Source organism: Marivirga arenosa (assembly GCF_030503895.2).
Classification (GTDB): Bacteria; Bacteroidota; Bacteroidia; order Cytophagales; family Cyclobacteriaceae; genus Marivirga; species Marivirga arenosa.
In genome coordinates this window covers 1,217,134-1,243,935 of the sequence record NZ_CP129970.2, presented here as the reverse complement: position 1 = coordinate 1,243,935, position 26,802 = coordinate 1,217,134, and the positions used below count along the sequence as shown (strand labels likewise).

25 protein-coding genes are annotated in these 26,802 nt (G+C 32.1%); 13 read left to right on the top strand and 12 right to left on the bottom strand.

Translation table 11 applies throughout. From position 1 onward, the window contains the following. Nucleotides 1–23: 23 nt before the first annotated feature. From QYS48_RS05495 to QYS48_RS05480, 4 genes are all read left to right on the top strand, one after another. On the top strand, nucleotides 24–2,954 hold the full coding sequence (locus tag QYS48_RS05495; RefSeq protein ID WP_308357857.1) for a DEAD/DEAH box helicase: 2,931 nt from the start codon (nucleotides 24–26) through the stop codon (nucleotides 2,952–2,954). Nucleotides 2,955–2,963: 9 nt separating this feature from the next. Next, entirely contained in the window at nucleotides 2,964–4,328 is a 1,365-nt protein-coding gene (gene radA / locus QYS48_RS05490) for a DNA repair protein RadA (protein ID WP_308357856.1), read from the top strand. A 311-nt stretch (nucleotides 4,329–4,639) separates the two neighbouring features. Next, entirely contained in the window at nucleotides 4,640–4,912 is a 273-nt protein-coding gene (locus QYS48_RS05485; RefSeq protein ID WP_302103214.1) for a hypothetical protein, read from the top strand. A 153-nt stretch (nucleotides 4,913–5,065) separates the two neighbouring features. Further along, nucleotides 5,066–5,677 carry a hypothetical protein gene (locus QYS48_RS05480; RefSeq protein ID WP_308357855.1) on the top strand — a complete coding sequence of 204 codons (612 nt, stop codon included), beginning with the start codon at nucleotides 5,066–5,068 and terminating at the stop codon, nucleotides 5,675–5,677. A gap of 80 nt (nucleotides 5,678–5,757) precedes the next feature. Here QYS48_RS05480 and QYS48_RS05475 read toward each other — a convergent pair whose 3' ends face one another. Both QYS48_RS05475 and QYS48_RS05470 read right to left on the bottom strand, forming a co-directional pair. Beyond that, nucleotides 5,758–6,021, bottom strand: coding sequence for an HTH domain-containing protein (locus tag QYS48_RS05475; protein WP_302103216.1), 264 nt, complete (start codon nucleotides 6,019–6,021; stop codon nucleotides 5,758–5,760). Between the two features lie 59 nt (nucleotides 6,022–6,080). Further along, the gene (locus tag QYS48_RS05470) at nucleotides 6,081–6,350 is read right to left on the bottom strand and encodes a hypothetical protein (protein WP_308357854.1); all 270 of its coding nucleotides are present in this window, start codon (nucleotides 6,348–6,350) and stop codon (nucleotides 6,081–6,083) included. Nucleotides 6,351–6,604: 254 nt separating this feature from the next. On the opposite strand from QYS48_RS05470, the gene QYS48_RS05465 reads away from it, so the two are divergent. The 3 genes from QYS48_RS05465 to QYS48_RS05455 all read left to right on the top strand — a co-directional run bounded on the left by QYS48_RS05465 (nucleotide 6,605) and on the right by QYS48_RS05455 (nucleotide 8,378). Then, on the top strand, nucleotides 6,605–7,207 hold the full coding sequence (locus tag QYS48_RS05465) for a DUF2179 domain-containing protein (RefSeq protein WP_302103217.1): 603 nt from the start codon (nucleotides 6,605–6,607) through the stop codon (nucleotides 7,205–7,207). A 147-nt stretch (nucleotides 7,208–7,354) separates the two neighbouring features. Next, nucleotides 7,355–7,759: a DUF4783 domain-containing protein gene (locus QYS48_RS05460; RefSeq protein WP_302128002.1), complete on the top strand. Its 405-nt coding sequence runs from the start codon at nucleotides 7,355–7,357 to the stop codon at nucleotides 7,757–7,759. Between the two features lie 214 nt (nucleotides 7,760–7,973). After that, on the top strand, nucleotides 7,974–8,378 hold the full coding sequence (locus QYS48_RS05455) for a DUF4783 domain-containing protein (protein WP_308357853.1): 405 nt from the start codon (nucleotides 7,974–7,976) through the stop codon (nucleotides 8,376–8,378). Between the two features lie 7 nt (nucleotides 8,379–8,385). Here the strand turns inward: QYS48_RS05455 and QYS48_RS05450 are convergent, their stop codons facing one another. Beyond that, entirely contained in the window at nucleotides 8,386–8,586 is a 201-nt protein-coding gene (locus QYS48_RS05450; RefSeq protein ID WP_302103219.1) for a PspC domain-containing protein, read from the bottom strand. Between the two features lie 177 nt (nucleotides 8,587–8,763). On the opposite strand from QYS48_RS05450, the gene QYS48_RS05445 reads away from it, so the two are divergent. Then, nucleotides 8,764–10,071, top strand: coding sequence for a 1-acyl-sn-glycerol-3-phosphate acyltransferase (locus tag QYS48_RS05445; RefSeq protein WP_308357852.1), 1,308 nt, complete (start codon nucleotides 8,764–8,766; stop codon nucleotides 10,069–10,071). Here QYS48_RS05445 and QYS48_RS05440 read toward each other — a convergent pair. Genes QYS48_RS05440 through QYS48_RS05425 form a run of 4 tightly spaced genes read right to left on the bottom strand, consistent with a single transcriptional unit; the run spans nucleotide 10,068 to nucleotide 12,996 of the window. Further along, nucleotides 10,068–11,507, bottom strand: a complete 1,440-nt coding sequence (locus QYS48_RS05440) for a DASS family sodium-coupled anion symporter (RefSeq protein WP_308357851.1) — start codon at nucleotides 11,505–11,507, stop codon at nucleotides 10,068–10,070. The two genes, QYS48_RS05445 and QYS48_RS05440, sit on opposite strands and share 4 nt — an antisense overlap. 2 nt (nucleotides 11,508–11,509) lie before the next feature. Continuing rightward, on the bottom strand, nucleotides 11,510–12,169 hold the full coding sequence (nth, locus tag QYS48_RS05435; protein WP_308357850.1) for an endonuclease III: 660 nt from the start codon (nucleotides 12,167–12,169) through the stop codon (nucleotides 11,510–11,512). Nucleotides 12,170–12,173: 4 nt separating this feature from the next. Beyond that, nucleotides 12,174–12,416: a hypothetical protein gene (locus QYS48_RS05430; protein WP_308357849.1), complete on the bottom strand. Its 243-nt coding sequence runs from the start codon at nucleotides 12,414–12,416 to the stop codon at nucleotides 12,174–12,176. After that, complete coding sequence (locus QYS48_RS05425) at nucleotides 12,394–12,996, bottom strand: sigma-70 family RNA polymerase sigma factor (protein ID WP_308357848.1); 603 nt, start codon at nucleotides 12,994–12,996, stop codon at nucleotides 12,394–12,396. The genes QYS48_RS05430 and QYS48_RS05425 overlap by 23 nt, the downstream gene beginning before the upstream one ends. A 361-nt stretch (nucleotides 12,997–13,357) precedes the next feature. Between QYS48_RS05425 and QYS48_RS05420 the strand changes: the two genes are divergently transcribed. From QYS48_RS05420 to QYS48_RS05405, 4 genes are all read left to right on the top strand, one after another. Next, a complete protein-coding gene (locus tag QYS48_RS05420; RefSeq protein ID WP_308357847.1) occupies nucleotides 13,358–13,936 on the top strand; it encodes an ECF-type sigma factor in 579 nt (192 codons plus the stop codon). 3 nt (nucleotides 13,937–13,939) lie between these two features. Next, nucleotides 13,940–16,444, top strand: a complete 2,505-nt coding sequence (locus QYS48_RS05415) for a serine/threonine-protein kinase (RefSeq protein ID WP_308357846.1) — start codon at nucleotides 13,940–13,942, stop codon at nucleotides 16,442–16,444. 86 nt (nucleotides 16,445–16,530) lie between these two features. After that, nucleotides 16,531–17,997: a 1-hydroxycarotenoid 3,4-desaturase CrtD gene (crtD, locus tag QYS48_RS05410; protein ID WP_308357845.1), complete on the top strand. Its 1,467-nt coding sequence runs from the start codon at nucleotides 16,531–16,533 to the stop codon at nucleotides 17,995–17,997. After that, on the top strand, nucleotides 17,994–18,668 hold the full coding sequence (locus QYS48_RS05405; RefSeq protein ID WP_308357844.1) for a carotenoid biosynthesis protein: 675 nt from the start codon (nucleotides 17,994–17,996) through the stop codon (nucleotides 18,666–18,668). The genes crtD and QYS48_RS05405 overlap by 4 nt, the downstream gene beginning before the upstream one ends. 37 nt (nucleotides 18,669–18,705) lie before the next feature. Here QYS48_RS05405 and QYS48_RS05400 read toward each other — a convergent pair whose 3' ends face one another. Then, on the bottom strand, nucleotides 18,706–18,933 hold the full coding sequence (locus tag QYS48_RS05400; RefSeq protein ID WP_308357843.1) for a hypothetical protein: 228 nt from the start codon (nucleotides 18,931–18,933) through the stop codon (nucleotides 18,706–18,708). A 269-nt stretch (nucleotides 18,934–19,202) separates the two neighbouring features. Here QYS48_RS05400 and QYS48_RS05395 point away from each other — a divergent pair, with 269 nt between their 5' ends. After that, entirely contained in the window at nucleotides 19,203–20,981 is a 1,779-nt protein-coding gene (locus QYS48_RS05395; RefSeq protein ID WP_308357842.1) for a chloride channel protein, read from the top strand. Nucleotides 20,982–21,460: 479 nt separating this feature from the next. Here the strand turns inward: QYS48_RS05395 and QYS48_RS05390 are convergent, their stop codons facing one another. The 4 genes from QYS48_RS05390 to QYS48_RS05375 are packed head-to-tail and all read right to left on the bottom strand — an operon-like array spanning nucleotide 21,461 to nucleotide 26,595. Then, nucleotides 21,461–22,522: a S41 family peptidase gene (locus QYS48_RS05390; protein WP_308357841.1), complete on the bottom strand. Its 1,062-nt coding sequence runs from the start codon at nucleotides 22,520–22,522 to the stop codon at nucleotides 21,461–21,463. Then, nucleotides 22,519–23,331, bottom strand: a complete 813-nt coding sequence (locus QYS48_RS05385; RefSeq protein ID WP_308357840.1) for a hypothetical protein — start codon at nucleotides 23,329–23,331, stop codon at nucleotides 22,519–22,521. The genes QYS48_RS05390 and QYS48_RS05385 overlap by 4 nt, the downstream gene beginning before the upstream one ends. Next, the gene (gene lysA, locus QYS48_RS05380; RefSeq protein ID WP_308357839.1) at nucleotides 23,324–24,532 is read right to left on the bottom strand and encodes a diaminopimelate decarboxylase; all 1,209 of its coding nucleotides are present in this window, start codon (nucleotides 24,530–24,532) and stop codon (nucleotides 23,324–23,326) included. Before lysA ends, QYS48_RS05385 begins: the two co-directional genes overlap by 8 nt. A gap of 29 nt (nucleotides 24,533–24,561) precedes the next feature. Then, nucleotides 24,562–26,595, bottom strand: a complete 2,034-nt coding sequence (locus tag QYS48_RS05375; protein WP_308357838.1) for a cation:proton antiporter — start codon at nucleotides 26,593–26,595, stop codon at nucleotides 24,562–24,564. Between the last annotated feature and the right edge of the window lie 207 nt (nucleotides 26,596–26,802).

The following is a 26,802-nucleotide window of genomic DNA, read 5'->3' as shown; positions in this document are numbered from 1 at the left end:
TGTTTGATTGATAAGTTTTATTCATGGAGGTATACACCACACAACCTTTTCAACTAATCTATTCATTATTCGAGCACGAGTATTTGGGCTATACTTTTGAGTCTTTTGTCGTGCAAAAAAATTCAAGGGGAGAGTTAACCTTTTCTCATCAAAATATTTCCTCGAAAAATGCTAGAGAGTTTGCAAAAGGATTAGATGATGTTGATTATGAGTTGATAAAGCTGATGGATGAAATGCAGCAGGATGTGGTGGTTAGGAAGTTTGCGAAGAAGAAAATGAAACCTGTTGAATTCTTTGATAAAAACTATAATATTGATGGTGGCAATGAACTAGTGAAAAATGAGATTGAGCGCTATATGGAAAAGAGGCGTTCGGAAATTCTCAGTCGTATTAAAGGAAAAATGCTTTTTGAAATGGGAAATGATGGAGAACCCGCATGGCGCCAGATTGAAATAATGGAAGAAAAGGCAACCATACTTTTCCACTTTGTAAAAAATGAAGACAATACGCATTACTTTCCTACCATAAAGCATGCAGGTGAAAAACTTGAGTTTCAATATAAAGGAGCTTATCTCATTTGTAATGAACCCGCATGGTTAATAGTAGATCAAAAATTATATTCCTTTGAGAAAAACCCTGATGGTAAAAAAATAAAGCCTTTCCTAAATAAAAAATTTATAGCTATTCCACAGAAAGTGGAAGAAACGTATTTCAAAAAATTTGTAGCTCCTTTAGTTGCTTCTTTTGATGTATTCGCAAGAGGCTTCAAAATTAAGACTTATAGAGAAGAACCTTTTCCAATTTTAAAGATTTCTGAATTAGCCGCTAGTTCTGGTAAAAGCATGGATCTGTTTAATGATGATAAGTCCGGAACCAACGAAGAGGGTAAGTTATTATTAGAACTTAAATTTAAATATGGTGATCATATTTTTTCACTCGGAAAGAATGAGCAAGTTTCTGTTAAAGTTGAAAAGGAAGATGGACAATTTGTATTCAAACGATTAGTTCGAAATATTCTGAAAGAAAAGAGTTTGAGAGATGCCATGGCGAGCAGAGGCCTTGATATTTTAAAAGGCAAATTAACAGCCCCTAAAACACAGGCTTTCAGCTGGATTTCTAAAAATGTTGATTGGCTAGAAGAAAATGAGGTTGAAATTCAACAAGAAAAACAGAATTCTGAAAAGAATTACTTTGTAGGTAAATCATCCATCTCTATTGATATTTCAGAAGGGATTGATTGGTTTGATATCAATGCTGTAGTAATGTTTGGAGAGTATGAAATTCCATTCAAAGAACTCCGTAAACATATATTGAATAACCAAACTGAATTCCAGCTGCCTAATAACCAAACGGCTGTTATTCCATCGCACTGGTTTGAAGATTATTCTGAATTATTCAGCTTCATGGAAAATGGAGAAGATGATAGAATGAAAATGAGAAAGCATCATCTATCATTGGTCAATGAAATGGATAAGAGTAATCTAGCGAAAGTTCAGATGGATCGTAAACTAGCAAAGCTGAAGGATTTCACTCAGATTGATGACCATCCTATGCCAGAGGATTTTTCTGGTGAACTGCGTCCTTATCAAAAGGAAGGATTTAATTGGCTGCAGTTTTTGAATCAATATAATTTTGGAGGTTGTTTAGCGGATGATATGGGGCTCGGTAAAACAGTTCAGACTTTAGCAATGCTGCAATCTGAAAAGGAAAATGGCAGAACTAATGCTAACTTACTCATAATGCCAACCTCACTCATATATAATTGGCAATCGGAAGCAGAAAAGTTTACTCCTGACCTTAAAATATTTGTTTATACGGGTACCAATAGAATTAAAGACAGTAAACAATTTGAAGATTATGATCTTATTTTAACGTCTTACGGAATCACTAGATTAGATATTGATATCCTTTCTGAATTCCTTTTCAATTATATTATTCTTGATGAATCTCAGGCTATTAAAAATCCTGATTCACATATTGCCAAAGCAGTTAAGAAGCTGAAGTCTAGAAGAAAATTAGTACTTACAGGTACTCCTGTTGAAAACAGTACTATGGATTTATGGTCTCAAATGTCATTCGTTAATCCGGGACTTCTGGGGAATAAAAAATTCTTCAAAGATGAGTTTGTAACGCCAATTGAGAAAAAGCGTGATGAGCATAAATCTCAAAAACTAGCGACTCTAATAAAGCCTTTCATTCTCCGAAGACATAAGTCGCAAGTAGCAACTGAATTACCTGATAAAATTGAAAATATTCATTATTCAGGTATGACTACCATGCAGGAAGAAAAGTATGAAGAAGTAAAAAATTACTTCAGAGATATGATCTTGGATGAGATAGAGAAGAAAGGAATTAGAAGTTCTCAAATGATTCTTTTACAAGGGTTAACTCAGTTGCGTCAAATTGCAAACCACCCTAAACTTACCGATACTGAGTATCAAGGGGATTCTGGTAAAATGGAGGATGTAACCCACATGTTAAGCTCCATCATATCAAAAGGACATAAAATATTAGTGTTTAGTCAGTTTGTAAAGCATTTGGCCTTATTTAAAGATTATTTAGAACGTAGTCATATTAAATACGCTTATTTAGACGGTACTACTAAGGATAGGCAAAAACAAGTAAAGTTATTCCAAGAAAGTGATGACATTCCTGTATTCTTAATTTCTTTGAAGGCGGGTGGACTAGGATTAAATTTAACAGCTGCTGATTATGTGTTTTTATTAGATCCTTGGTGGAATCCTGCTATTGAGCAGCAAGCTGTGGATAGAGCGCATAGAATAGGCCAAAAACAGCAGGTTTTTACCTATAAATTCATCACAAAAAATTCAGTAGAAGAAAAAATTCTTGCCTTACAACAAAAGAAGCTAACATTAGCTCGAGATTTAATTAGTACAGAAGAGAGCTTCATGAAAAGCTTAAGTAAAGAAGATATTGAAGGGATCTTGTCTTAAAATCAAAATATGGCTAAAGTAAAATCAGCATATTTCTGTCAGGAATGTGGTCATGAATCACCAAAGTGGGTAGGTAAATGTCCTTCTTGCGGAAAATGGAATACATTTGTGGAGGAGGTTATCAGCAAAGACAAATCCTCAAGTGGATATCAGCCTTCAAAAAAAAGAGCTAATAAACCTATTCCTATTAAAGAGGTAGAAAGTACACAGGAGGCCAGAATAGAAGTTGAAGATAGAGAGTTAAGCCGAGTGCTAGGAGGAGGAATCGTTCCTGGATCTCTTGTACTAATCGGTGGGGAGCCTGGTATTGGTAAATCTACATTAATGCTTCAAATTGCCTTGCAGTTAACCAATTTGAAAGTATTATATGTAAGTGGTGAAGAAAGTGCTCAGCAAATTAAAATGAGGGCTGACAGAATGGAAAATAAATCTGATAACTGTTTCATTTTAACCGAAACTCATACCGCAGATATATTTAGAGAGATTGAAGAACTCAATCCTGATTTATTAGTAATAGATTCAATCCAAACTTTACATTCACCTAAGATAGAATCGGCAGCAGGAAGTGTAGGTCAGGTCAAAGAATGTACGGCTGAATTAATGCGTTTCGCTAAGGAAAATAAAATACCAGTATTTCTTATAGGCCATATCACTAAAGATGGAGCAATTGCTGGTCCTAAAGTTTTAGAGCATATGGTGGATGCAGTTTTGCAGTTTGAAGGGGATCGACATTTGACTTACAGAATCCTCAGAACTACAAAAAACCGATTTGGCTCAACCAATGAATTAGGAATTTATGAGATGCAACAATATGGTTTGCGTCAAGTGAGCAATCCATCCGAAATATTAATCTCTCAAAAAGATAAAGACAGTAGCGGAACAGCTATCGGAGCCACTTTAGAAGGAAACAGGCCATTGCTGATTGAAATACAAGCCTTAGTTAGCCCAGCTACATACGGTACTCCTCAAAGATCAGCTACCGGTTACGATAGTAAGAGAATGAATATGCTTTTGGCCGTATTAGAAAAAAGAGGAGGCTTTAGATTGGGGATTCAGGATGTTTTTTTAAATATGGCAGGAGGGGTAAGAGTGGAAGACCCAGCTATTGATTTAGCGGTTTGCATGGCGATTGTTTCATCTTTGGAAGAAATTCCTTTGTCATCTAAAACTTGTTTTGCTGCTGAAGTAGGATTGAGTGGGGAAATACGAGCAGTAAACAGAATTGAAAACAGAATAGCAGAAGCTGAAAAGTTAGGGTTTGATGAAATTATAGTTTCAAAATTTAGTATGAAAGGTGTAGATACATCCCGCTATAAAATTGAAATTAAAACTTTTAGCCAACTAAGAGAGGTAGTGAGTTATTTATTTGGATAATAGTATAAAGCTTTGGAAATAAATAATATTGAATCTAATTATTGATTTTATGAAACTCTGTTTTTTGAAGTTCAATATCAGAAATATAAAATGATCCCTCTTCAAAATGCTTGGTCGTTTTTTATAGAATTAAATCAATCATTTGTAATGGGAGCTTAATTAATAAACTCCAATGAAAAGAGCATATTCCTACCTAAAGGATTTCACATATTCTAAAATAATTTTACGTTTTTTCCCCACTCCGAAGAAATCAGAGTAGCCAGCAATATTTTTGAATCATAAATCTAGTATTCATAAAATAGTTTAAAAAGATGGCTAATGACAATCAAAAATGGCTAGTGAGTGAATCGAATCCTAGACCAGATAATTATGTAGCAATATTTTGTGTGACCAAAGCGAGTAAAATTAAAAGATTAGGATGTTCTGTTTATCCAAATGTAAATGAAGCATTAAAAAGAGCTAAATATCTTCAAGTTAAACATAAGACCAAAAACATTAGGATTTTCTATCCCAATAGTGTGAGTATTATTATTAAAAAAGGGAGGGAGATCAATAATGAAAAACTAGAAGTAACTTCAAACTAATAATAGAAATATTTTACAGTGATAATCTCTATAAAACAATCACCAGCAACCTTGGATGTATAATAGATTTTATTCGTTTGGAAGCTGGCTGTTTTATTTTAGAATTTATAATTCAATAGTTCGATATATAATTAACCTTTATTAACATATAAAATGAAAAAGACCAATTTAATGATTTTAATAGTAGGCTTTATTTTTTTAAACCACCAGTTAAAAGCGCAAGAAAGTGAAAAGCCGAAAACTCTGATGGATAGTGAATCAATTAATACAGAAGCCATCGGTTTTTTTGTTGCACCTTCCTTTGGATTTACCCAAATGGACGGTAGCGCGACTTCTTTGCTTAATTTAAGAGGTGGTGTAACTTACAAAGATGTATCAATAGGTGCTTATTTCAGTACGTCATTAAACGAAATATATCCTGAGAGTGAGACTTTGCCCAATATTTATATGGATTATTGGACAGCAGGAGGATTTGTAGAATATTCGCTTCTTTCTAAAAATATATTTCATTTGACCTTTCCACTGTACTTAGGTTATGGAGAAGTTCAAATGGATAATGAAGATGGAGATCCTGGTTTAGGAGAAGCTAATTTCTTTCAAGTTGAGCCTTCTGCACTACTTGAGGTGAACCTTCATCCAAATATCAGATTTAATTTAGGAGCTGGCTATCGATTTGTTGGGGAGATGAATTATCGAAATTTTAATCAGACAGATATGACCGGTTTTACAGCCTATCTTGGTTTTAAATTTGGGCTCTTTAAATAAGAAATAAAAAATTTCAAAATCAGCTGAATATTAAGAAAGACATTCGATTTCGCTCTAATTGAAATCGAATGTCCTTATTTTTAAATTAAATTATTTAGCTTTTGATTATTTTTAAAGCCTATGTGGAGTTTGCCCTCCTTTTCATAAATATATGATCGCCTATTATGACAATAGCGAATAGGTGCTAATAAAACATTTCTCATTACTTCAATATATTCATAAAGGGTACTCGGAGATATTTCTAATCGGTCTGCCAATTCTTGTGGCTGTCCTGTTGCTTTCAAACGAATAAGCTGGTCAATCCTTTGTAGCTTATCCACCATTTTAGGAAATAGTTTACTCATTGGTCTATGATTTTTAAAATGTAACTTTTGAAAAAAATTCAGTGAAACATTCTTGCATTTCAAATCAGAAGACGCGAGTGAAATAAAAATATTTTTTGAACTATTTTTATAGGAATGAATGATGTTTTTTGAATATTGAATAGAAACTTGGGGAGTTCTATGGGAAGAACATCATCATAAATATTCTTAAAAACTAGTCTGTTTGGAAGTCTATGACTTTGAGAAAAATATTCAATTCTTTCAACTTCATTCTTTTCAAAAGCTTCTATTTGCTTCGAACCAAAAGGTAAAAGCATGATGAAGGATAGAAAGAATAACAGATTTTTCATTTTTTTAAATATTTCCTAAAAACGCATGTGCTGACGAATGGTTTATGAAATTATTTAAAAAAATATCTTTCTTCATATTGAATGGTCATGGAATAAGCTCACTATATTTCAATATTTACTTTGCTATACCTGCCGATTCAGAATGATATCTTTTCTGTTTTGACCTCGCACATTCCTTTCTTTGCTACACTTCTAAATTTTCCCATCTGAAATAATTTTCTGATATTTAAACTCAATCTGAAATGCAATCTGTAATGCAAGAATTTTTTAATGAGCTTGGATTTTCAAATGAGATATTTGCTTTTGTCTTATTACCCATCTTAATATTTTTTGCGAGAGTCGCAGATGTTTCAATTGGAACAATGCGGGTAATTCTTGTAATGCAAGGAAAAAAAGGCATTGCCCCATTATTAGGATTTTTTGAATCCTTTATTTGGCTTTTAGCAATAGGTCAAATCTTTCAACATATTGATAATCCGATTAGCTATATTTCATATGCCTCAGGCTATGCATTTGGAACATTTGTGGGGATAATTTTAGAGGAGAAAATGGCAATCGGTAGAGTTGTGGTCCGGATTATTACTGCTTTACCTGCTAATGACTTACTGCACTATTTAGAAACAAAAAATCATAGATACTCTAATATTGATGCCATGGGAAATGATGGTAAAGTAAATGTTATATTTACTGTAGTAAAAAGGAATACTTTGAAAGAACTAATACCAAAAATAAAAGAATATAATCCTAAGGCATTCTTTACTATAGAAGGGGTTAAAAAGGTAAGCGATGAAGAATTTTCTTATAAAGAAAATAAAGGTATTGTATTAGGTAAAATGCTAGATATAAGAAGTAAATAATGTATTATGCCACATTAATTTAAATTAAAGGCTAGCTTTTTGCATACTCAGCTGCATTGTGCTAATTTTAATATAATTTTGCTTTGTTATGCGTTAGAATGGCATAATTTTAGCTGAATTGATAATTCAATAGAATTTAAAATCCTTATGAAAGGAATTACTATAAAATTATTCTTGATATTTCTGCTTTTGAGCTTTTTTACTCAAAATGGGTTTAGCCAAAATGAATCTTTATTTGCAGAGGTTCGCTCGGCTCTCAAAGCAGGGAGTTCAAAGGAATTATCACAATATTTCAATGATAATATTGAATTAAATATAAATGGAGAATCAGGGAATTATAGTAACGTTCATGCAGAAATTTATTTAAAGGAATTCTTCAAAAATCATGAGCCAGTTAGCTTTGAATATGCTCATCAAGGGAGTTCTAATGAAGGTTTAAAGTATGCCATTGGAAATTATGTATATTCTGGAGGTACTTATCTTGTGCTTATTAGAGCTAAAAAGATAAACGGAAAAGAGAAAATATATATTATAGATTTTTCAGAGGATTAAATAATCTTTAATTCAGTTTATCCTCATTAGTTTTATAGATCATTATTCTTCCTATCACAATTAAATTCTTTTTAATTAACCCCATCAAGATATCCAATTTGAATTACTCGGTAATAGAGGTGAAAGCTTAATTGTATTACCGTAAATTAAATTCCATTTTGTAATTCATGGCGTAATTATTGCTAATCAATCATCTAAATTATCATAGATTTTAATGAGAGGAATAAGTATTAAACTTTTCTTTTTTCTGGTATTATCAGGCTTAGATTATAGCAATTCTTATGGCCAAAATGAGTCCTTACTTGCAGAGGTTCGTCTTGCACTAAAAGCAGGTAGCGCTAAGGAGCTTTCTCAATATTTCCATGATAATGTAGAAGTTAACATAAAGGATGAATCAGGGAATTATAGTAGAATCCATGCTGAGATTTATTTAAAAGAATTTTTTAAAAATATTGAACCTATTAGCTTTGAATATGTACTCCAAAGAAGCACAGATAATGGTTTAAAATATGCAATTGGAAATTACACATATTCAGAAGGTAAATATCTTGTGCTTATTAGAGCTAAAATAATCAATGGTAAAGAGAAAATTTATATTATTGATTTCTCAGAAGATTAAGTTAAGCTTATTTCCAGCTTAATTTCTCTTCTGGCATTACAAACCATAATATGATATAAACTAGTATACCTGGAAAAGCCGCGCTTAAAATAGATATTAAAACATAAAGTAACCTTACTTTTCCTGCATCCCATCCAAAATATTTTGCAATTCCTCCGCATACACCTGCAAATACTCTTTCTCTTGTTCTTTCTAAATTCTTAGTCATAATTGTTGCTCGTTTTATTTAATAAAACGCAATATAAATGCCAAAACCTAAAATATGCATTTATTTAGAATTAAGGCTTATTGCGTAATTCTATATGTTCAAATTCGAACATATAATTTCTATATTGAACACTATTTAATTTCATTATATTTGTGGCTTTATTTTAAGCTCAGCTCAATGTATAAAATAATTAGATCATTAATTTATTCATTTATCCGCGTTTTTTTAAACGTCAGTTTATCTTTTTCATATAGAAATATAATTGTAACGGGATATGAAAAAGTTAAAAAGCGAAAGCCAGTATTGTTCGTAAGTAACCATCAAAATACTTTTATGGATGGTTTAGTGCTAGTAAAAGTAGCTAAAAATATAAATCCTAACATATTAGTAAGAGCTGATATTTTCCAATCAAAATGGGCTGCAATCGCATTAGATATAATCAGACTTATTCCTATTTATCGTAAAAAAGATAAAGTAGGAAGTGTAGCTCAAAATTCAGAAATATTTAAAAAATGTATTGACCTATTTAAAGAAGGTAAACCAATTTTAATATTTCCTGAAGGGAATCATGATATAAAAAGGTTTTTAAGACCTATAAAAAAAGGCGCTGCTCGTTTAGCATTTCAAGCAGAGGAAGAAAATGACTTTAATTTAAAACTAACAGCAGCACCATTTGGGCTAGAATACGAAAATCATCCTCAGAGATGGTATGATTTACACGTTCATTTTGCTGAGCCGTTTTTAATAGATGATTACGGGGAACTTTATAATAAGAACCCTCTTGAAGCACAATCTCAATTTACAAATAGAATTAGGGAGGAGATTTCTGCTGAAATGGTGGATATCAAATGGAAAGAGGAATATGAATTTATGGAAGATGTTAGGCAACTTATTAAGCCATATGCTGTAGATTGGGCTAAAAATAAAAAATCAATTGTTCATGCGGAAACGGAAGTGATAAATCATATTGCAGGTCAATTAAAAGAGGATGAACCCAAGACAAATAGTTTGAAAGAGAAGCTTTCTGCTTATTTCAGAGATGTTCAAAAAGCAGGTTTAAGCTATGACTATAATATCAAAAAAATTGGCCTATTTCAATCTATCATAAAATCCATTGGAGTAGTAATTGGTGCCCCATTTTGGTTATTAGCAAAGCTTATTAATTTTATTCCAGAATACATTATTGAAAGAAAGGTTATAGATAATGTTAAAGATATAACTTGGCATATTTCATTGAGAGCAGGAATTTCTATCTTTCTATATCCAATATTTTATTTGATTATATTTTTAATATTAGGCTTTAGTATTGATTGGTTAATTGCAGGAATAGCTGTGTTTAGCCTTCCTTTAATTTCTGTAGTAATGTATGAGACAGAATACCATTTCAAAAGGCTAAAAAGTGCTTTTATTTTATCAAAGAATAAATCATTAAATCAGCAAGAGTCAGAATTAGTTAATGAATTTAAAAAGCTGGCACTTGGCTAATTGATATAGGGAGCTAAAAATATGCCGGCAAGTACAAGAATAATAATTGCAAATAGATTCAATATTATCCCCGCTCGTACCATTTGTTTGATGTTGATATATCCACTGGAAAATACAATGGCATTAGGTGGAGTACTTATTGGCATCATAAAAGCGCAACTGGTAGCCATGGCTACTGGTACAGCAAGCAAATAAGGGTTAACTTCTAAGCCTGAAGATATACTTAACACCATAGGAATTGCAATAGTGGTTAAGGCTACATTACTCATAATTTCAGTTAAGAATAATGATAAAGCGGTTAAAACTAATATTAATAACCATATAGGAATGTCCTTATAAGTACCGATTGCTTGTCCAATCATATCCACGAAGCCTGCTTCCTCCATTGCTTTTGCTAAAGCCATTCCGCCACCAAATAAAATAAGAATTCCCCAAGGGAGGTTTTTCATATCTTCCCAATTCATTAGCATTTTTCCCGATTTATTAAGAGGAATTAAGAATGTGGCTAATCCGCCAGACATGGCTGTAACCGTATCGTTTAAAATTTCCGATCCAATTAATGAATTAATCTGAGATTTGCCTATCCAGCATATAGCAGTAATGCCAAATATTATTGCTACCCATTTTTCTTCCTGTGACCATTGCCCTAAGGAAGCAATCTCTTTATGAATATAACTTTCAGCACCTTCAATTTTTTTAATTCCGTGTTTGAATAAGACTTTAGTTAATAATTGATAGATAACTATTATCATAACTGTAACAGTAGGGATACCAATTATAAGCCAGTTTACAAAATCAATGGTTTCGCCTAATATGTTCTGTACTAATCCTACTAAAACTACATTGGGCGGAGTACCAATAATTGTAGCCATGCCTCCCACATTAGCTGAATACGCAATGCTTAAGAATAAGGCAGTTTTAAACCTACCAAAGCCTGAAAAACTATCATTATGTTTTTCTAATAGTTTAACTACAGAAAGCGCAATAGGCAACATCATTACTGTTGTGGCTGTATTGCTAATCCACATACTCAAAACCGCAGTAGCTAACATGAAACCCAGGATTATTCCATTTGCATTGGTCCCAGTTAGATGAATTAGGTTAAGGGCAATTCTTTTATGGAGTTTATGTTTTTCCATAGCAAGCGCTAACATGAAACCACCCATAAATAAAAAAATAATAGGACTAGCGTACGGGCTAGTTGCCTCAGCCAATTTAAAAACTCCAGTACTTGGGAATAATATCATGGGTAATAAAGCGGTTGCAAAAATCGGGATGGCTTCAAATACCCACCATATAATCATCCAAATCCCAATTGAAAAAACATCCCAAGCAATTTCTGGAAACCAAATTTGAGGATTAACTATTTGGATTAACAGAAAAATTATTGGGCCAACTAATAAAGCCAAATACTTTACCGAAGTCCTGGAACTCATTTTTATAGTTGGTTTTCTAAAGGTTTATTCTTTTCGAAATATCTACAGAAATGTGTGATCTTACATTCCTCGCATTTTGGTTTTCTTGCTACACAAACATATCTACCATGTAAAATTAGCCAATGATGTGCCACATGTACATATTCAGCAGGAATATGCTTAATAAGAGTTTTTTCTACTTCAAGTGGGGTTTTAGCATTTTGATTTACCAAGCCCAATCGCTTTGAGACTCTGAAAACATGTGTGTCAACGGCCATTGCAGCTTTATTAAAGACTACTGAAGCAATAACATTTGCTGTTTTTCTACCAACACCTGGCATTTTTTGTAAATCTTCAACTTTTTCTGGCACCTCTGAATTGAAATCTTCTACCAGAATTTTGGCCATACCAATTAAATGCTTGGTTTTATTATTCATGAAGGTCACGCTTTTTATATAAGGTAAAACTTCATCAAAATGTGCGTTAGCAAGATGCTCAGGAGTAGGGAAGGCCTCAAAAAGAGCTGGTGTAACCATGTTTACTCTTTTATCAGTACACTGAGCTGATAAAATAACAGCCACAAGCAACTGATACGGATTTTCATAATTCAATTCCGTTTCTGCCTGTGGCTGGTTTTCAGAAAAATATTCTAAAAATGATTCGTAGCGTTCTTTGCGTGTCATTTGCTTAATCCTCCTTAACAGGATGCAAATTAACAGCTTTTGAATATTCTAAAATAGTATTGATGGTTTTTTCTGAGGGGTTCATCATTCCCCCATCCATTTGCTTTTTCAGCCATAAAAGTTCATGATATTGCTCGAGCAGTTCCATGTCCTCATTTAAGGCCAGTTTGATTTGCCGATTTTCTTCCGGCTGTGTTTCTTCATAAACATATCGGATTAAATCGTCATGAGTAAAAATTTTGGTCATAGGCTATATTATATTGTTGCATCTTTTTCCTCAAATTAATGAGGGCATAGCGCATTCTTCCTAATGCAGTATTGATGCTTACGCCTGTCTGATCCGAAATTTCCTTAAAGCTCATGTCCATATAATGACGCATAATTAAAACTTGCTTTTGAGCTTCAGGTAACTCCTGTATCAATTTACGAAGCGATTTATGTACATCTTTCTTCATTTGGATGTCCTCAAAAGTGCCTTCTGCAAATTCGAGGGTTTCGAATACACTGTTTCCATCATCCATAACGATGGTAGGGTATCTTTTATTTTTCCTGAACTTATCAATTGCTAAATTATGTGCAATCCTTAAAATCCAGGGCAAAAATTTACCTTCCTCGTTATAACGACCAGATTTTAAAGTTCGTATAGCTTTTATGAAAACTTCTTGCATTAAATCTTCAGCTACATACTGATCCTTCACGATCATGTAGATAGTAGTGAAAATTCTTGATTTGTGGCGGTTTACTAATTCTTCAAACGCTACTTCATTACCATTGATATACTGGCTCACCAATTTACTGTCTTCCAGCATTGTTTTTTGATTATTCATCTTAAAACACCTTGTTTAGTTTGGTAAAAGTTTATTCTATAGCGTTCTGTTTAGGGGTGAAAAATTATAATTATAGTTTCGAAAGTATTCAAATGATTTTAAATCACAAAAATATTTTTCGATTTATTTTATAGTGACAAGATAAATATCAAAAAGGTTGGAAAACATATAATAATATTTTTTAAAGTACGTTTTCTACAGTTTTTTTGATAAAATCTTATTAGGTTTTTAACTTGTTCTTACTCCTAATTAAAGTTTTAGCATATTTAACCAGTTATAATATTCTTTTTTTATCAATCTTTATTTTATCTAAAAAAATAGTAGATTTATACATTAAATTCTTTATATTTATCGAATTATTATGGTGAATACAGGAGAAATAACGCAATTATTGGTAAAAGTAAACAATGGAGATTTGGATGCTTATAATAAAATCTTTCCTGTTGTTTATAATGAACTTCGTCATATAGCTCACAGGATAAGATTTCAATATTTTGGAATCGAAACTATGAATACTACCGCGATAGTTCATGAAGCCTATTTAAAAATAATTAATTCTGAGGCAGATTGGAATAGCCGTGCTCATTTCTATGGTGTTGCAGGAAAAGCAATGCGTCATATCTTATTAAATGCTGCTAGAAGAAAAAAAGCAATTAAAAGAGGTAGAGATGCACAGCACATTTGTTTTGAAGAATGGGAAGAAAAAATCAATCTATCTGTAGATTGCTCTGAAGAGTTATTAAATCTTGACGAGATTCTCAACGAATTAGAAAAAAAAGATAGTAAGCAAGTGAAATTAGTAGAGTGTAGGTTTTTTGCTAATATGACTATTGAAGAAACTGCCATAGTTCTTGATGTTTCACCTTCCACTGTTAAGAGAAACTGGCAAGTAATAAAAGCATGGATCTACAGCCAGATTCAATCTAAGAAAACAGCTTAAGTAATGGGGTATTCCTGGAGTGAGTTAGAAACGATCTTCCAAACTGCATTAAAGTTACCCGAAAAAGATCGTATAGAATACGTGAAAAATCAAGCTGAGGGTAATTCTAAATTAGAGCAGACTGTATTATCAATGCTGAAGGAGTCTGAAAATGCCAATCACTATTTTGATAAGCTTCAAGTAGATATAGCGCAAGGTTTTGAGGAAAGGAAAGAGGATATTTTTAGCATTGGTGATACAATTGATAAATATGTTATAAAAGAAAAATTAGGTGAAGGAGGGATGAGTCAGGTTTATCTGGCTGAGAGAAATGATCAACAATATGATCAACTAGTAGCTATAAAATGTTTTTCAATTTCTAATGAGAAGCACGATTTATTTAAAAATTTCCAAAAAGAACGCCAATTTCTTGCCAAGCTGAACCACCCAAATATTGCCCATATTCTTGATGGAGGTGTAACAGATCATGATATACACTACATCATTATGGAATATGTAGATGGGATGCCATTAGTTGACTATATCAATCATAATAATTTTGATCTTAAGAGTAAGTTAAAAATTTTTAAAAAGGTATGTAATGCAATTAATTATGCTCATAACCATTTAATTCTTCATTTAGATATAAAACCTTCAAATGTTTATGTGAATAAGGAAGGAAGCATAAAGTTATTAGATTTTGGCATTGCGCAAAAAATAGGAGAACCACTAGCTGATCGATATTTTTTGGCTTCGCCACTTTATGCATCACCAGAACAAATTAAGAATAAAACTATAAGCGTAGCTTCTGATATCTATCAACTCGGGATATTACTGCATCAAATACTTTCAGGAAAATTACCCTTTAAATCGAGAGAAAACAGTTTAAAATCAAATAAGGAATTAATTCTTTCTCAAGATAGCATTGACAAAGAATTACTATCTATTATAAAGAATTGTTTAAAGGAAAATCCTGATAAGCGTTATCTTTCTGTTTCAAGTTTAATTCAAGATATAGATTTCTTTTTGGATAATAAGGCAATTGCAGTTCATAGTAAATCAGTCTTTTATCAAGGAAAAAAGTTTTTTATAAGAAATAAAATAAAAATGTCTTTAGCGATTCTGCTTCTGATATCTATGACAATGGGAATAATTTTTACCTCTCATCAAGCAGAAATAGCAAAGGAAAATGAATTAAAAGCGAAAAAGACTAGTGAATTTTTATTGGACATATTTAATAATGCAAACCCAAATTTGACTAAAGGGAGCTTGACGGTTAAGGAAATCTTAGATAATAGTACAAAAAGTGTTGAAAATAAATTTGATGAAAGAGAGTTCAAATTGGCTTTATATGCTCAACTTATTGATATTTACACTAATGTGTATTTGTGGGAAGATTCCAAAAAGTTAGCGGAGAAAGTACTAACTGATTATACGGATCTTTATAATTATTCTTCCCTGAAAATCATGAGTAATTTAGCTTCGAATTACAGAGAATTATCAGAATTCAAGAAGGCGGATTCAGTTTTTTCTAAGATTGTTAGCAGCTTTGAAATTATTCCAGTAACACCAGAATTTAAGGTTGAAAATTATTTAGCTTATGGAAAATTAAAACAGATCGAAAGTAATTATGATTCAGCATTACAACTAATTCATAAAGCGGATTCTATTACTAAGATGAGGAAAACTAGACCTAAAGAAGCAGCAGATATTTTTAACCATTATGCCTCAGTTTATAAAGATCTGTCGAAGTATGATACAGCTTTAAGTTTTCAGAAAAAAGCAATAAATACCATCAGTGACATTGATGGGCCTGAATACCAAAACTCATTATCCATTTATTATAATAATCAAGGGAATATCTTTGAAAAGCTTTCATTATATGATTCAGCAATTCTAGCTTTTGAGAATTCAATTCAACGTAAAAGGCAAATTCAATCAAAACCTAACTTAGATTTGGCAATTACCTATAGTAACTTAGGGGGGGCGTATTATAAGAAAGAAGCCTATGACAGTGCTTCAAAATATTTGAATACTGCAATTACAATATTCAGTATTGAATTAGAGCCTGACAATAATTTCATAATTTCTTCTCGCTATTCTCTTGCCAACATCTATTATAGCCAACAACAGTTTAAGAAAGCCTTTGAAGAATATAAATTAATACTCCAAGCAGACACTAACAATTTTGGATCTGAACACCCCTACGTGGCAGATGATTATATTTCTTTGGCTAATTGCCAAAGGGAGATGGGAGAATTAAATAAGGCACTAAAGAACCTGAAGAGAGCGGAAGTCATAATAAATAATAAATTTGATAAATCGCATCAAAAAACATCATACCTAAATAATAAATTTGGGATGTTGTATGAAGCTATGGAGAATTATACTTTAGCTCAGTTGTACTATCAACAATCGTATGATTTAGCTTTTCAATATTTAGGTTCAGATCACCGCTATACAAAACTTTACAAAGAAGATGTTGAACGGGTGTCTAAAATCATGAAAGCATCTATCAAGAATATGTAAAGCTAACTTTTCTGACTCAATATTTAAATTTTTTAAACTATTCGGTTTAATATTAATTAGATTGAGAAATATTTTTAAATATTCATATGAAAGCTGTAATTATAGGTGCTGGAATTGGTGGAATCGCAACTTCTATCCGCTTAGCTAAAAAAGGGTATGAAGTAGAAGTTTATGAACAAAATAGCTACCCTGGGGGTAAGTTATCAGTTTTTGAGCAAGATGGTTTTCGCTTTGACGCAGGCCCTTCTTTGTTTACTTTACCAGAACTTGTAGATGATTTGGTGTCTTTACAAGAGGAATCAGAAGATATTGATTTTCCCTATAAGAAATTAGATGAATCGTGTAGATATTTTTGGGAAGATGGGAAGAGGTTGACTGCTTATACAGATCCAGAAAAGTTTGGCCAAGAGGTTGAAAAAGTTTTTAGTGTTCCTTCTAAGGTAATTGTAGACTACATAAAAAATGCAGAATTTAAATACGAAAAGTCTGCGAGGATATTTTTAGAAAAATCATTACATAAGCGCTCTACCTTTTTATCAAAAGAGATTCTTCCTGCCTTGTTGAATATATATAAGTTTGGACTTTTTAAAAGTATGAATCAGGTCAATAAAAAGGCATTAAAACACCCTAAATTGGTTCAGCTTTTTAATCGATTTGCAACCTATAATGGTTCTGATCCTTATCAGGCTCCAGGCATTCTAACTTCAATAGCAAATTTGGAATTGAATAAGGGCACATTCTATCCACAAAATGGTATGTTTCAAATAACGGAAACGTTATTAAAAGTAGCTGAAAGCCTTTCTGTTAAATTTAACTATAATTCCAGAGTAGAGCAGATTCTTATAAAAGAAGGTAAGGCAGTTGGAATCATTAATAATGGGGAGAAAATACTTGCTGATTTAGTAGTAAGTAATATGGATATTTACCCTACTTACCGAAAGCTGCTATCTGATCAAAAACAACCTGAGAAAATATTAAAACAAGAAAGGAGTAGTTCAGCCCTCATTTTTTATTGGGGTATAAATAAGGATTTTGATGAGCTCGGTTTACATAATATATTTTTTAGTGAAGATTATGAGAAAGAATTTAATCATATCTTTAAAAAGAAAACAATTGTGGATGATCCTACGATTTATGTTAACATCACTTCTAAACATTCTCCATCTGACGCACCAGAGGGGAATGAAAATTGGTTCGTAATGGTAAATGTACCTTCAAACAGTGGGCAAAATTGGGATGAGTTAATTCCAATAATAAAAGAATCAGTTATTAAAAAGCTAAATAGAATTTTAGGTACAGATCTGGAAAATCTAATCAAAACTGAAAGTATTCTTGAGCCTAGGACTATAGAAAGTAAAACTTCCTCTTATGGTGGAGCACTTTATGGAAGTAGTTCTAACAATCAATTTTCAGCATTTTTAAGGCATCCGAATTTCCATCAAAAAATTAAAAACTTGTATTTTTCTGGGGGTAGCGTACACCCGGGTGGAGGCATTCCTTTATGTTTACTTTCAGCTAAAATTATTGATGACTTAAGTCCAGCTGCAAAATGAAAAAAACATCAGTTCTGAACTTTATTGAAAAAATAAGAGATAGGCCTTTAATTGGTATAATAATCATTTCTGCTTTTTACTTTTTCGGTATTATTGGAATTATATCCCCCTATCAAGATTGGTTTATTGAGAAAACTGCGTTCAACTTAATGTTGTCATTTCTAATAGTAGTTTTATATCAACAAAGGCAAGATTTACGGTTAATATTAGCTATTATCTTTTGTTATCTGATTGGCTTCTTTGCTGAATTTTTAGGAGTTAATTATGGGTTAATTTTCGGTAGTTATAATTACCCAGATACTCTAGGTCCACAATTAAAAGGAGTTCCTTTAATTATTGGTATAAATTGGTTTATCATCACTTTTTGTGTTGGAGCAGTGATATTTAGATTGTCAAAAATGCCTTTGGTAGTTAAAGTTTTACTGGCTACAGTTTTAACTGTTTTAATAGATGTTTTGATAGAACCTGTTGCCATGAAAATTGATTTTTGGAATTGGAGTAATAATGAGGTGCCTTTTCAGAATTATTTAGGTTGGGCCGTTATTTCCTTGCTGATTTTTTCTTTTTATGCCTTAATTAAAATTCCATTTAAGAACATTGTGGCAGTTGTTTTACTAATTTGGCAGATTTTATTTTTTGGTGTGTTAAATCTGTTTCTAGATGTAATTTGAGAGAATAAAAAAGCCGACACATGGTCGGCTATTATTATTATGCTGAAGTTTTAACGTATTGATTTTCTTGAACTAACTCAAAATATTCGTCAAACAAGGATTTTGAGATTAATTTACTGTCCGTTCCTGAACCCCATTTGGCATTAATTTCAAATAAGCCGTTAAATGACCTACCTTCATAATTTTCGCCAATTCTAAAACCCTTCAATCCAGTTTTTTGGTCAGGCAATTTATTACATACGAAATTTATTCTGTACCTATCCATGTTTAAAAAGTTTACATAAAACTATAAACTATAGACCAAGATGCGTGCCAAAAGGTTGGTATTTTTAAATTAATTATCGACCAATCCTATATATTTTAAGACGAGTGCAATGAGAATCATATCATTTAAGGATTCAAAACTATTTCCATTATATGGTAGGTAATTTCTTTATTTTGTAATGGATTTAAGTTTTGAAAATATCCTATAAATCTTCTAAAATAGATCAATTTCGGACTTGGATAGCTTTATAATTATTTACCTTTGCAAACATGAAATTTAAATCACTCTTACTTAAGTTTCTTATTTGGCGTGTAAAACACGTAAGTACCACAAACTTTGTGATTTTCACCAGTGGTATAATTGGTATTATTGCTGGTTTAGCCGCAGTAAGCTTAAAGGAGAGTGTTCATGTCATTCAAAATTTCCTAACTAGAGATTTCCAACAAGAATTTGGTAACTATTTATACTTAAGTTATCCTCTAATTGGTATAATTCTTACTCTTTTGTTGTCTAAATATATTTTGAAGGAAAAGTTAGGGCATGGCATTACGGACATACTGTATACAATTTCAAAGAAATCAAGTATTGTGAAAAGAACCAAAACCTTCTCTAGAATGCTTACCAGTTCCTTGACGGTTGGTTTTGGAGGATCTGTAGGATTGGAGGCACCTATTGTGGTTACGGGTTCGGCAATTGGTTCTAATATTGGAAGGTTAGTTCACTTAAATTATAAGCAAAGAACTCTTTTGATTGGTTGTGGTTCTGCTGGAGCTATTTCAGCAATATTTAATTCGCCTATAGCAGGAGTAATTTTTAGTATAGAAGTGATTTTAGCGGAGGTAACAATTAATACCTTTATACCACTATTGATAGCCTCAGTTTGCGGAGCTCTAGTTTCTTTAACTTTGTTAGGCGATGACGTATTATTTTCATTTAACCTGACTGATGATTTTGTAGCTGCAGATACCCCCTTTTATATCTTTTTAGGAATTTTTACCGGTTTAGTTGCTCTTTATTTTACAAGAGTAGTTAGTAAAGTTGAAGGATTAATTCATAATGTAAAGGGAGATTTAAATAGAGCAATTCTTGGAGGTGTTGCACTGGGTTTCTTAGTTTTTATTTTGCCACCACTATACGGTGAGGGTTATGATACTATTACAAAGTTATTGGAAGGGAATGCTCAAAATATATTGAATAATAGCCTTTTCTTTGATGAAATAGAGTCATTTTTCTTAATTGTTTTATTTGCTGCTGGTATAATATTAGTAAAGCCAGTTGCTACAGCCCTAACTATTGGTGCTGGAGGTAGTGGTGGTATATTTGCCCCTTCTTTGTTTTTGGGAGGCGTTACTGGATTTTTGTTTGCTTATCTGGTTAATAAATTAGGAATTACAGCACCTATAAGTTTAAGTAATTTTACTTTGGTAGGAATGAGCGGAGTTATGAGTGGAGTATTACATGCTCCTCTAACAGCTATTTTCTTAATTGCAGAGATCACTAGTGGTTACACTTTATTCGTGCCGCTCATGATTGTATCAGCAATTTCCTATAGTACCATATCTTATTTCGAAAAATATTCAATGTACACTAAGCCACTTGTTGAAAAAGGTGACTTAATCTATCATGATAAAGACCGACAAGTTTTAAGCTTAATCGATTTAAAAAAAGTTATTGAAACGGATTTATTAACCATAGACCCAGATGCAACTTTGGGAGAATTAGTTGATTTAGTAAGATTTTCCAAAAGGAATATTTTTCCAGTAGTGAATCAGGATAAAGAATTAATGGGAATAGTAACATTGGATGATATTCGTGAAATTATGTTCGATGAAGAATCCCGAAAAAATATTATTGTTAATACTTTAATGCATACCCCACCTACAAACGTTACTGGTAAAGAAAATATGAGATCCGTGATGATGAAGTTCGAAAAAACAGGTGCATGGAACTTGCCAGTGTTAGAAGATGGTAAATATGTTGGCTTTGTTTCTAAATCAAGAATTTTCAATGCTTACCGTAAAAAATTGATCAGACAGCAAATCGAATAGGTTTACATTTTTGCAAACCTTACATTCTTTACTTCTGTAAGAAAAAGTAGTGTGTTTTGGCTTAAATGCTTGATCTTCTGAGGATTGTCCACATTTGTAAATTATTAAAAATATATATAACATACTGATTAACAGTCTCTTGAAATTTATGTGTGGATAAGTGTGGATAAGTATAGCTATTTGTGGATAAAAAATTGTTTGATAACTTGAATCTTTATTTTGTTAAAATACACTGCTAAAAGTGTGGTTATATGTAAGGTTTCATTTGAGTAGTAAAGTGTTTTACAAATCGTACTAATTATTAAACAAAATAGGTCTAAGTAATATTACGTAGATTAATATTAATTGATTATTAACTGTATAAGTTGAATGTATACTTTAAGTTAACTTGAGGATTCAATAATTATTCAGGAAGGATCATTTATTTTTTAATAATTCAACTTTAGCCTGTTGATTTTAGTTTATTAGAATAATACAATTTAGTTATTCTTTATAAAATTAATTGCAGCTTCAATCATGCTGTCTTTTCCATTAGCAAGATCAATTGAATCTAGAGCTACTTCAACATCTGGTTTAACCCCAAATTCAATATTATTCCCATTTGCATCTATTGTTCTTGTAGAAGAAAAACGATAACGCCAACCATTAGGTAATTCATCATTAATTGGCAATCCACCACCCCCGCCAGTTTGATCTCCAATTAAAGTAACGTTAGGTAAGAAACTCATCATGCTAGCAAAGAAGTTTGCTGAACTGTAACTGCTTCTATTTATTAAAACAACGATTGGCTTGTTGAATTTATAATCATCATCTCCGTCAAACTCAATGAATTTCTCTTCAGCTATGGAAAAATCTTTATGGCCAGGCCCTGTTTTATAATACCAGTCTGCCACTTTTATTTTATCATCTGCAAAGCGATTGGCTATAGTGAATGCATTACTAATACTTCCACCTCCATTATTTCTGATGTCAATGATAAGACCAGCAACAGGCCCATCAAGGCTATTAATTTCAAACCCACCTTTTCGTTCGTTAATTAGGAATTTCTGAACGATATAATTCATTAGTGAAGTGCTTACATTGTCTGAGAAGCTTTCATAATACATATAACCGACTGAATCAATAATGGTATTATGTATTGGGCCTGAGATTTGATAATCCTCACTTGGAACTAAGTAATTTCTTTCAATTATATCGAAATTAAAATTGCTTGGGTATTCTAAAAACCATTCCCAGTTTCGGGAAAAATCTATACCTGCTGATATGTTAACATGTCCATCTTCAAGAATAAATAAAAGCTCGGATAGTACCTCAAATAGCTCAATGCTATTTCTAGCCGCAATAGCTTTAGGTCTATAAATGCTTCTTGCAGAATCCCAATCAATATTTTTATCATCAAAAAACGAATATTTTTCATCTACAGTAGTCCATAAATGATCAAATACTTCAGCGTTTTCAGGCTCTGGATTTTCTTCAATAAATAATCTTTCACATGAAAGATTAAAAAATGCTAATAATATGATGATTAGGCGGATTCTCATAATTGAAAAAATGTACTTATCATGATAGCATGCTCTGCTGTTTTGATCGGGTTCTGTGATTGATAGCTTTCAAAACTCCAGAAGTAATCTAGTCTTAAGCCATTACCATTTTTTAAAGGATAGTATAAATACATTTGATTTGACCATTTGAAATACTTGTTAAATGAGATGATATCTCCTTCTAAAATATAATCAAAAAACTCAACCTCTTCTTTATTTATGGATGCTGGAAATTTGGTTGAAGCAAATAGCGGTCTAGTGGCATAGGTAACAACTGGTATATTTACAAACATCCCAATGTCAAATTTTCGCTTCCATAAAGTAAAGCTTTTATCTATTAAAATTGCTGGAGCAACGGATATTCTGGTCTCTATGTGCTGACTATTATTAGTATAACTTAAGTGTTGTCTTAATGCCCACTTTCCTGATAAATCAAAGCCTAAATTTAGATTTATGAATTTATCATTTTCATTAAAAACATTCCAATATTGCTGATAATGTCCTTCTAATCTGAAAGTGTACATTTCAGCATTGCTAATACTGCTGTTAGGATTATTAAAATCAAACTTTAAATGTGATGTATTAAGTTTGCTGTCTTTCTTAGTCAAATGGCCTAAGATTACACTTCCACCAATTCCATTGTATAATAATGGTGAAATGCCTTGATCCAGAACATTTACATAACTACCTCCAACACCGGTTATAAAGTGAGAGATAGGCTTTTCAGTTTCACTAATTGTTTCTTGAGCTACATTTTTATTGAGTAACCCTAAGCATAATATGGCAAGTATGAAGTATGCTTTATTCAAAATCAACGATGACTTGGTTTCTTAGAAGGTCATCTAAGGACTCTCTTTTTCTTATTAATTGATCTTTTCCTTCATGTACTAATACTTCTGCAGGTCTATAGCGTGAATTATAATTCGAGGCCATAGAAAACCCATAAGCTCCAGCATTTTTGATTGCAATTATATCACCTTGTCTAACCTCAGAAAGTCTTCTGTCAGTACCAAAAGTGTCTGTTTCACAAATGTATCCAACAACCGTGTATACTCTTTGTGTATCAGATGGATTTGATATGTTTTCAATTTGATGGTAAGCATCATACATCATAGGTCTTAGCAGATGGTTCATACCCGTATCCAAACCTACAAATACTGTGGCAGGTGTAGTTTTGATTACATTGACTTTAGATAAAAAATAACCTGCTTCGGAAACTAAGAATTTTCCAGGTTCGAACCATAATTCTAAATCCTTGCCTCTGGATTTGCAGAAATCCTTAAATCTTTTGCTTACTTCTTTTCCTAATTCCTCAATGTCAGTTGTTACATCGCCTTCTTTATAAGCTACTTTAAATCCACTTCCAAAATCAATAAAATCTATATCAGGGAAGTCTTCAGCAGCTTCAAAGATTATTTCAGTTCCTCTTAAAAAGACTTCTGAATCTAAAATATCTGAACCAGTATGAATGTGAAGTCCAATTACATTAATGTTATAATTTTCAATCACCCTCAACAAATGCCTCATTTGTAGAATAGAAATCCCAAATTTTGAGTCAATATGACCGGTTGATATTTTTGAGTTTCCACCTGCCATTATGTGTGGGTTTAATCTGATACAAACCGGAACACTATTATGATATTTATGGCCAAACTGCTCCAAAATTGAAATATTGTCAATATTGATCATCAGCCCTAAATCAACAGCTTCAACGATTTCATCTATAGAAACGCAATTAGGAGTATATAAAATATCCTTTGGTTCAAATCCAGCTTTTAATCCTAAATAAGCTTCTTGTATAGAAACTACATCAAGGCCAGTTCCGTGCTTTTTCATCCATTTCAAAACTGAAATATTGCTTAAAGCTTTGGTTGCATATTTAAGCTTCAGATTAATGCCAGAAAAGGCATCGTTTAAACGTTTGATTTGAGAAGCTATTTTGTCGGCATCATAAACATATAATGGAGTGCCGTATTTTTCAGTTAATGAGGTTAAGAATTTATTATCCACTCGATTGTTATATTAAAATTTAAAAGCGATTATTGAATGCTTATTTTTTCGTAAAAATGTTCCAAATCTTCGGGTTTACCAAATACAAAAATAACATCTCCTAATATAGGTGTAGTTTCTGGTCCAATTTGAGTATTAAGTTCACCATCTCGTTTAATTCCAATTACGGTAACACCAAAATTATGACGAATGTTAGTTTCTGCTATAGGTTTTCCTGTTATTTGGCTGTTTTCACGCTCAATTTCATAACAAGCAGTCGTAAGATTTGGAAATTCTTCTGTCAGCTTCATCATTGGGTTTCTTTTAATGACACCCCTCAGCATTTCGTAATTATCTGCTCTAATGTTTCGAACAAACTCTTTTATTCTTTTTTGAGGAATAAAATACTGATTTAATACTCTTGTAAATATTTCAACAGAGGTTTCAAATTCTTCAGGTATCACTTCATCTGCCCCAAGTCGGAGATTTTCTTCTGTTTCCGTAATAAAGCGAGTTCTAACTATAACATGAATAGTATTACTTATCACTCTAATTTGAGTAACAATCCTCTTAGTAGCCAATGGATCAGAAATTGCAATTACTACCACCTTAGCTTTATGAACCCCTAGTGATTTCAAAACTTCAGCCTGAATAGCATCTCCAAAATGGATAGGCTCGCCTAAAGCTTTATATTTTTTTATGGTATCTGGATTCATTTCACAAATCACATAAGGAATACCAGCACTTTTTGCTGCTTTAGCCACATTCTGTCCATTCAAACCAAAACCAATAATAATAATATGATTCTCTAATTCTTCATCAGCTAATTCCTCACTTTCTTCCACGTTTTCAGGAAATGAAAAGAACATTTTTTGAGTATGACTGCCAATAGTTGTTGCGAGTTTATTACTAGAAAGAAAATCAGCCAATTTTGGAGATATACTTATAATATAGGGAGTAAAGCCCATTGTGAATAGTGAAACAGATAAAAAATATTGGTAAGTCAAATCTGATATGAGACCATAAGTAATGCCTACAGTTGATAGAATAAAGGCAAATTCACCTACTTGAAATAAAGAAAATCCTATTCTGTATGATGTCCTTCCAGGATAACCTAAAACAGCCCCAGAAAAAGTAGCGATTATAGTTTTTGCTACCATGGTAGCTACCATTAATCCTAATATGATAAGGAAGTGATCTGCTACAAAAAATATATCCAATAACATCCCAATTGAGACGAAGAAGAATGAAGTGAATAACTCATGAAACGGTAGAATATTACTGGCTGCCTGATGACTATATTCTGATTCGGATACAATTAATCCCGCTAGAAAGGCTCCTAGAGCCAATGAAAGTCCTAAAGATGAACTTAACCATGCTATTGAGAAGCAGATTAAAACAATGACTAAAATGAATAATTCTTTACTCTTTGTTTTGGCAATTTGATAGAATAACCAAGGCACTATGTAGCGAGCACTTACTAAAACAAATGCAATCAACAATGCCGCCTTTAAAAGCATCATTAGTATTTCAGTCCAAATATTTTCTCCTTGTCCAGCTAGTAAAGGCGTAAATAACATCATTGGAACAACAATAATATCTTGAAATATCAGTATAGCTAATATAGTTTTACCGTGTGGTGTGGTGGTTTCACCTTTGTCCTGAATTAATTTGAGAACAATAGCCGTACTACTTAATGAGAATAAGAAACCCAGGAATATTGCAGCATTTAAATCAAAGCCCGTGTTAAGAGCAATCAAACTTACTAATAAGATTGTGCCGATTACTTGTACTGATCCCCCTAAAAAAACTGCTTTTTTTATTGATATTAAACTTTTAATTGAGAATTCAATACCAATAATAAACAACAATAAGATAACACCGATCTCAGCAAATACTTTAACGCCTTCAGTCGCATCTATTAGTTGAAAACCGTATGGGCCTGCAATAATTCCGGTAATTAAGAACCCGATAATTGGAGGTATTTTTAGCTTTCTAAATAATAGAATAACAAAAATGGATAGACCTAATATGATAACTATATCACTTAAAATGGGTATATCAACGCTCGCTGCTAGTATCATGTACAATTTACTTTAAATCAAAATTAATCATATATGACAACTATTTATCTTGATTTAATAAATCTATTATAATTATTTTTAAATAGGGGGTTTGTAGTGTTTTAGATTACTAATTCGCTATGAATGTTTAGTAAAAAGTAAAAGCCAGTACAAGGAAATGATCTGCCATAAAAAAGTATTCTCTATCCTTATGGTGTCATTACAAAA

What these genes read in the sequence shown, in the direction of transcription:
- QYS48_RS05455 (WP_308357853.1), top strand. Translation starts at nt 7,974, where the DNA reads ATGAGAGGAATAAGTATTAAACTTTTCTTTTTTCTGGTATTATCAGGC.
- QYS48_RS05445 (WP_308357852.1), top strand. Translation starts at nt 8,764, where the DNA reads ATGTATAAAATAATTAGATCATTAATTTATTCATTTATCCGCGTTTTT.
- QYS48_RS05465 (WP_302103217.1), top strand. Translation starts at nt 6,605, where the DNA reads ATGCAAGAATTTTTTAATGAGCTTGGATTTTCAAATGAGATATTTGCT.
- QYS48_RS05430 (WP_308357849.1), bottom strand. Translation starts at nt 12,416, where the DNA reads ATGACCAAAATTTTTACTCATGACGATTTAATCCGATATGTTTATGAA.
- QYS48_RS05395 (WP_308357842.1), top strand. Translation starts at nt 19,203, where the DNA reads ATGAAATTTAAATCACTCTTACTTAAGTTTCTTATTTGGCGTGTAAAA.
- QYS48_RS05480 (WP_308357855.1), top strand. Translation starts at nt 5,066, where the DNA reads ATGAAAAAGACCAATTTAATGATTTTAATAGTAGGCTTTATTTTTTTA.
- QYS48_RS05495 (WP_308357857.1), top strand. Translation starts at nt 24, where the DNA reads ATGGAGGTATACACCACACAACCTTTTCAACTAATCTATTCATTATTC.
- nth (WP_308357850.1), bottom strand. Translation starts at nt 12,169, where the DNA reads ATGACACGCAAAGAACGCTACGAATCATTTTTAGAATATTTTTCTGAA.
- QYS48_RS05485 (WP_302103214.1), top strand. Translation starts at nt 4,640, where the DNA reads ATGGCTAATGACAATCAAAAATGGCTAGTGAGTGAATCGAATCCTAGA.
- QYS48_RS05470 (WP_308357854.1), bottom strand. Translation starts at nt 6,350, where the DNA reads ATGAAAAATCTGTTATTCTTTCTATCCTTCATCATGCTTTTACCTTTT.
- radA (WP_308357856.1), top strand. Translation starts at nt 2,964, where the DNA reads ATGGCTAAAGTAAAATCAGCATATTTCTGTCAGGAATGTGGTCATGAA.
- QYS48_RS05415 (WP_308357846.1), top strand. Translation starts at nt 13,940, where the DNA reads ATGGGGTATTCCTGGAGTGAGTTAGAAACGATCTTCCAAACTGCATTA.
- QYS48_RS05475 (WP_302103216.1), bottom strand. Translation starts at nt 6,021, where the DNA reads ATGAGTAAACTATTTCCTAAAATGGTGGATAAGCTACAAAGGATTGAC.
- QYS48_RS05400 (WP_308357843.1), bottom strand. Translation starts at nt 18,933, where the DNA reads ATGGATAGGTACAGAATAAATTTCGTATGTAATAAATTGCCTGACCAA.
- crtD (WP_308357845.1), top strand. Translation starts at nt 16,531, where the DNA reads ATGAAAGCTGTAATTATAGGTGCTGGAATTGGTGGAATCGCAACTTCT.
- QYS48_RS05375 (WP_308357838.1), bottom strand. Translation starts at nt 26,595, where the DNA reads ATGATACTAGCAGCGAGCGTTGATATACCCATTTTAAGTGATATAGTT.
- QYS48_RS05460 (WP_302128002.1), top strand. Translation starts at nt 7,355, where the DNA reads ATGAAAGGAATTACTATAAAATTATTCTTGATATTTCTGCTTTTGAGC.
- QYS48_RS05450 (WP_302103219.1), bottom strand. Translation starts at nt 8,586, where the DNA reads ATGACTAAGAATTTAGAAAGAACAAGAGAAAGAGTATTTGCAGGTGTA.
- QYS48_RS05405 (WP_308357844.1), top strand. Translation starts at nt 17,994, where the DNA reads ATGAAAAAAACATCAGTTCTGAACTTTATTGAAAAAATAAGAGATAGG.
- QYS48_RS05390 (WP_308357841.1), bottom strand. Translation starts at nt 22,522, where the DNA reads ATGAGAATCCGCCTAATCATCATATTATTAGCATTTTTTAATCTTTCA.
- QYS48_RS05420 (WP_308357847.1), top strand. Translation starts at nt 13,358, where the DNA reads ATGGTGAATACAGGAGAAATAACGCAATTATTGGTAAAAGTAAACAAT.
- QYS48_RS05440 (WP_308357851.1), bottom strand. Translation starts at nt 11,507, where the DNA reads ATGAGTTCCAGGACTTCGGTAAAGTATTTGGCTTTATTAGTTGGCCCA.
- QYS48_RS05425 (WP_308357848.1), bottom strand. Translation starts at nt 12,996, where the DNA reads ATGAATAATCAAAAAACAATGCTGGAAGACAGTAAATTGGTGAGCCAG.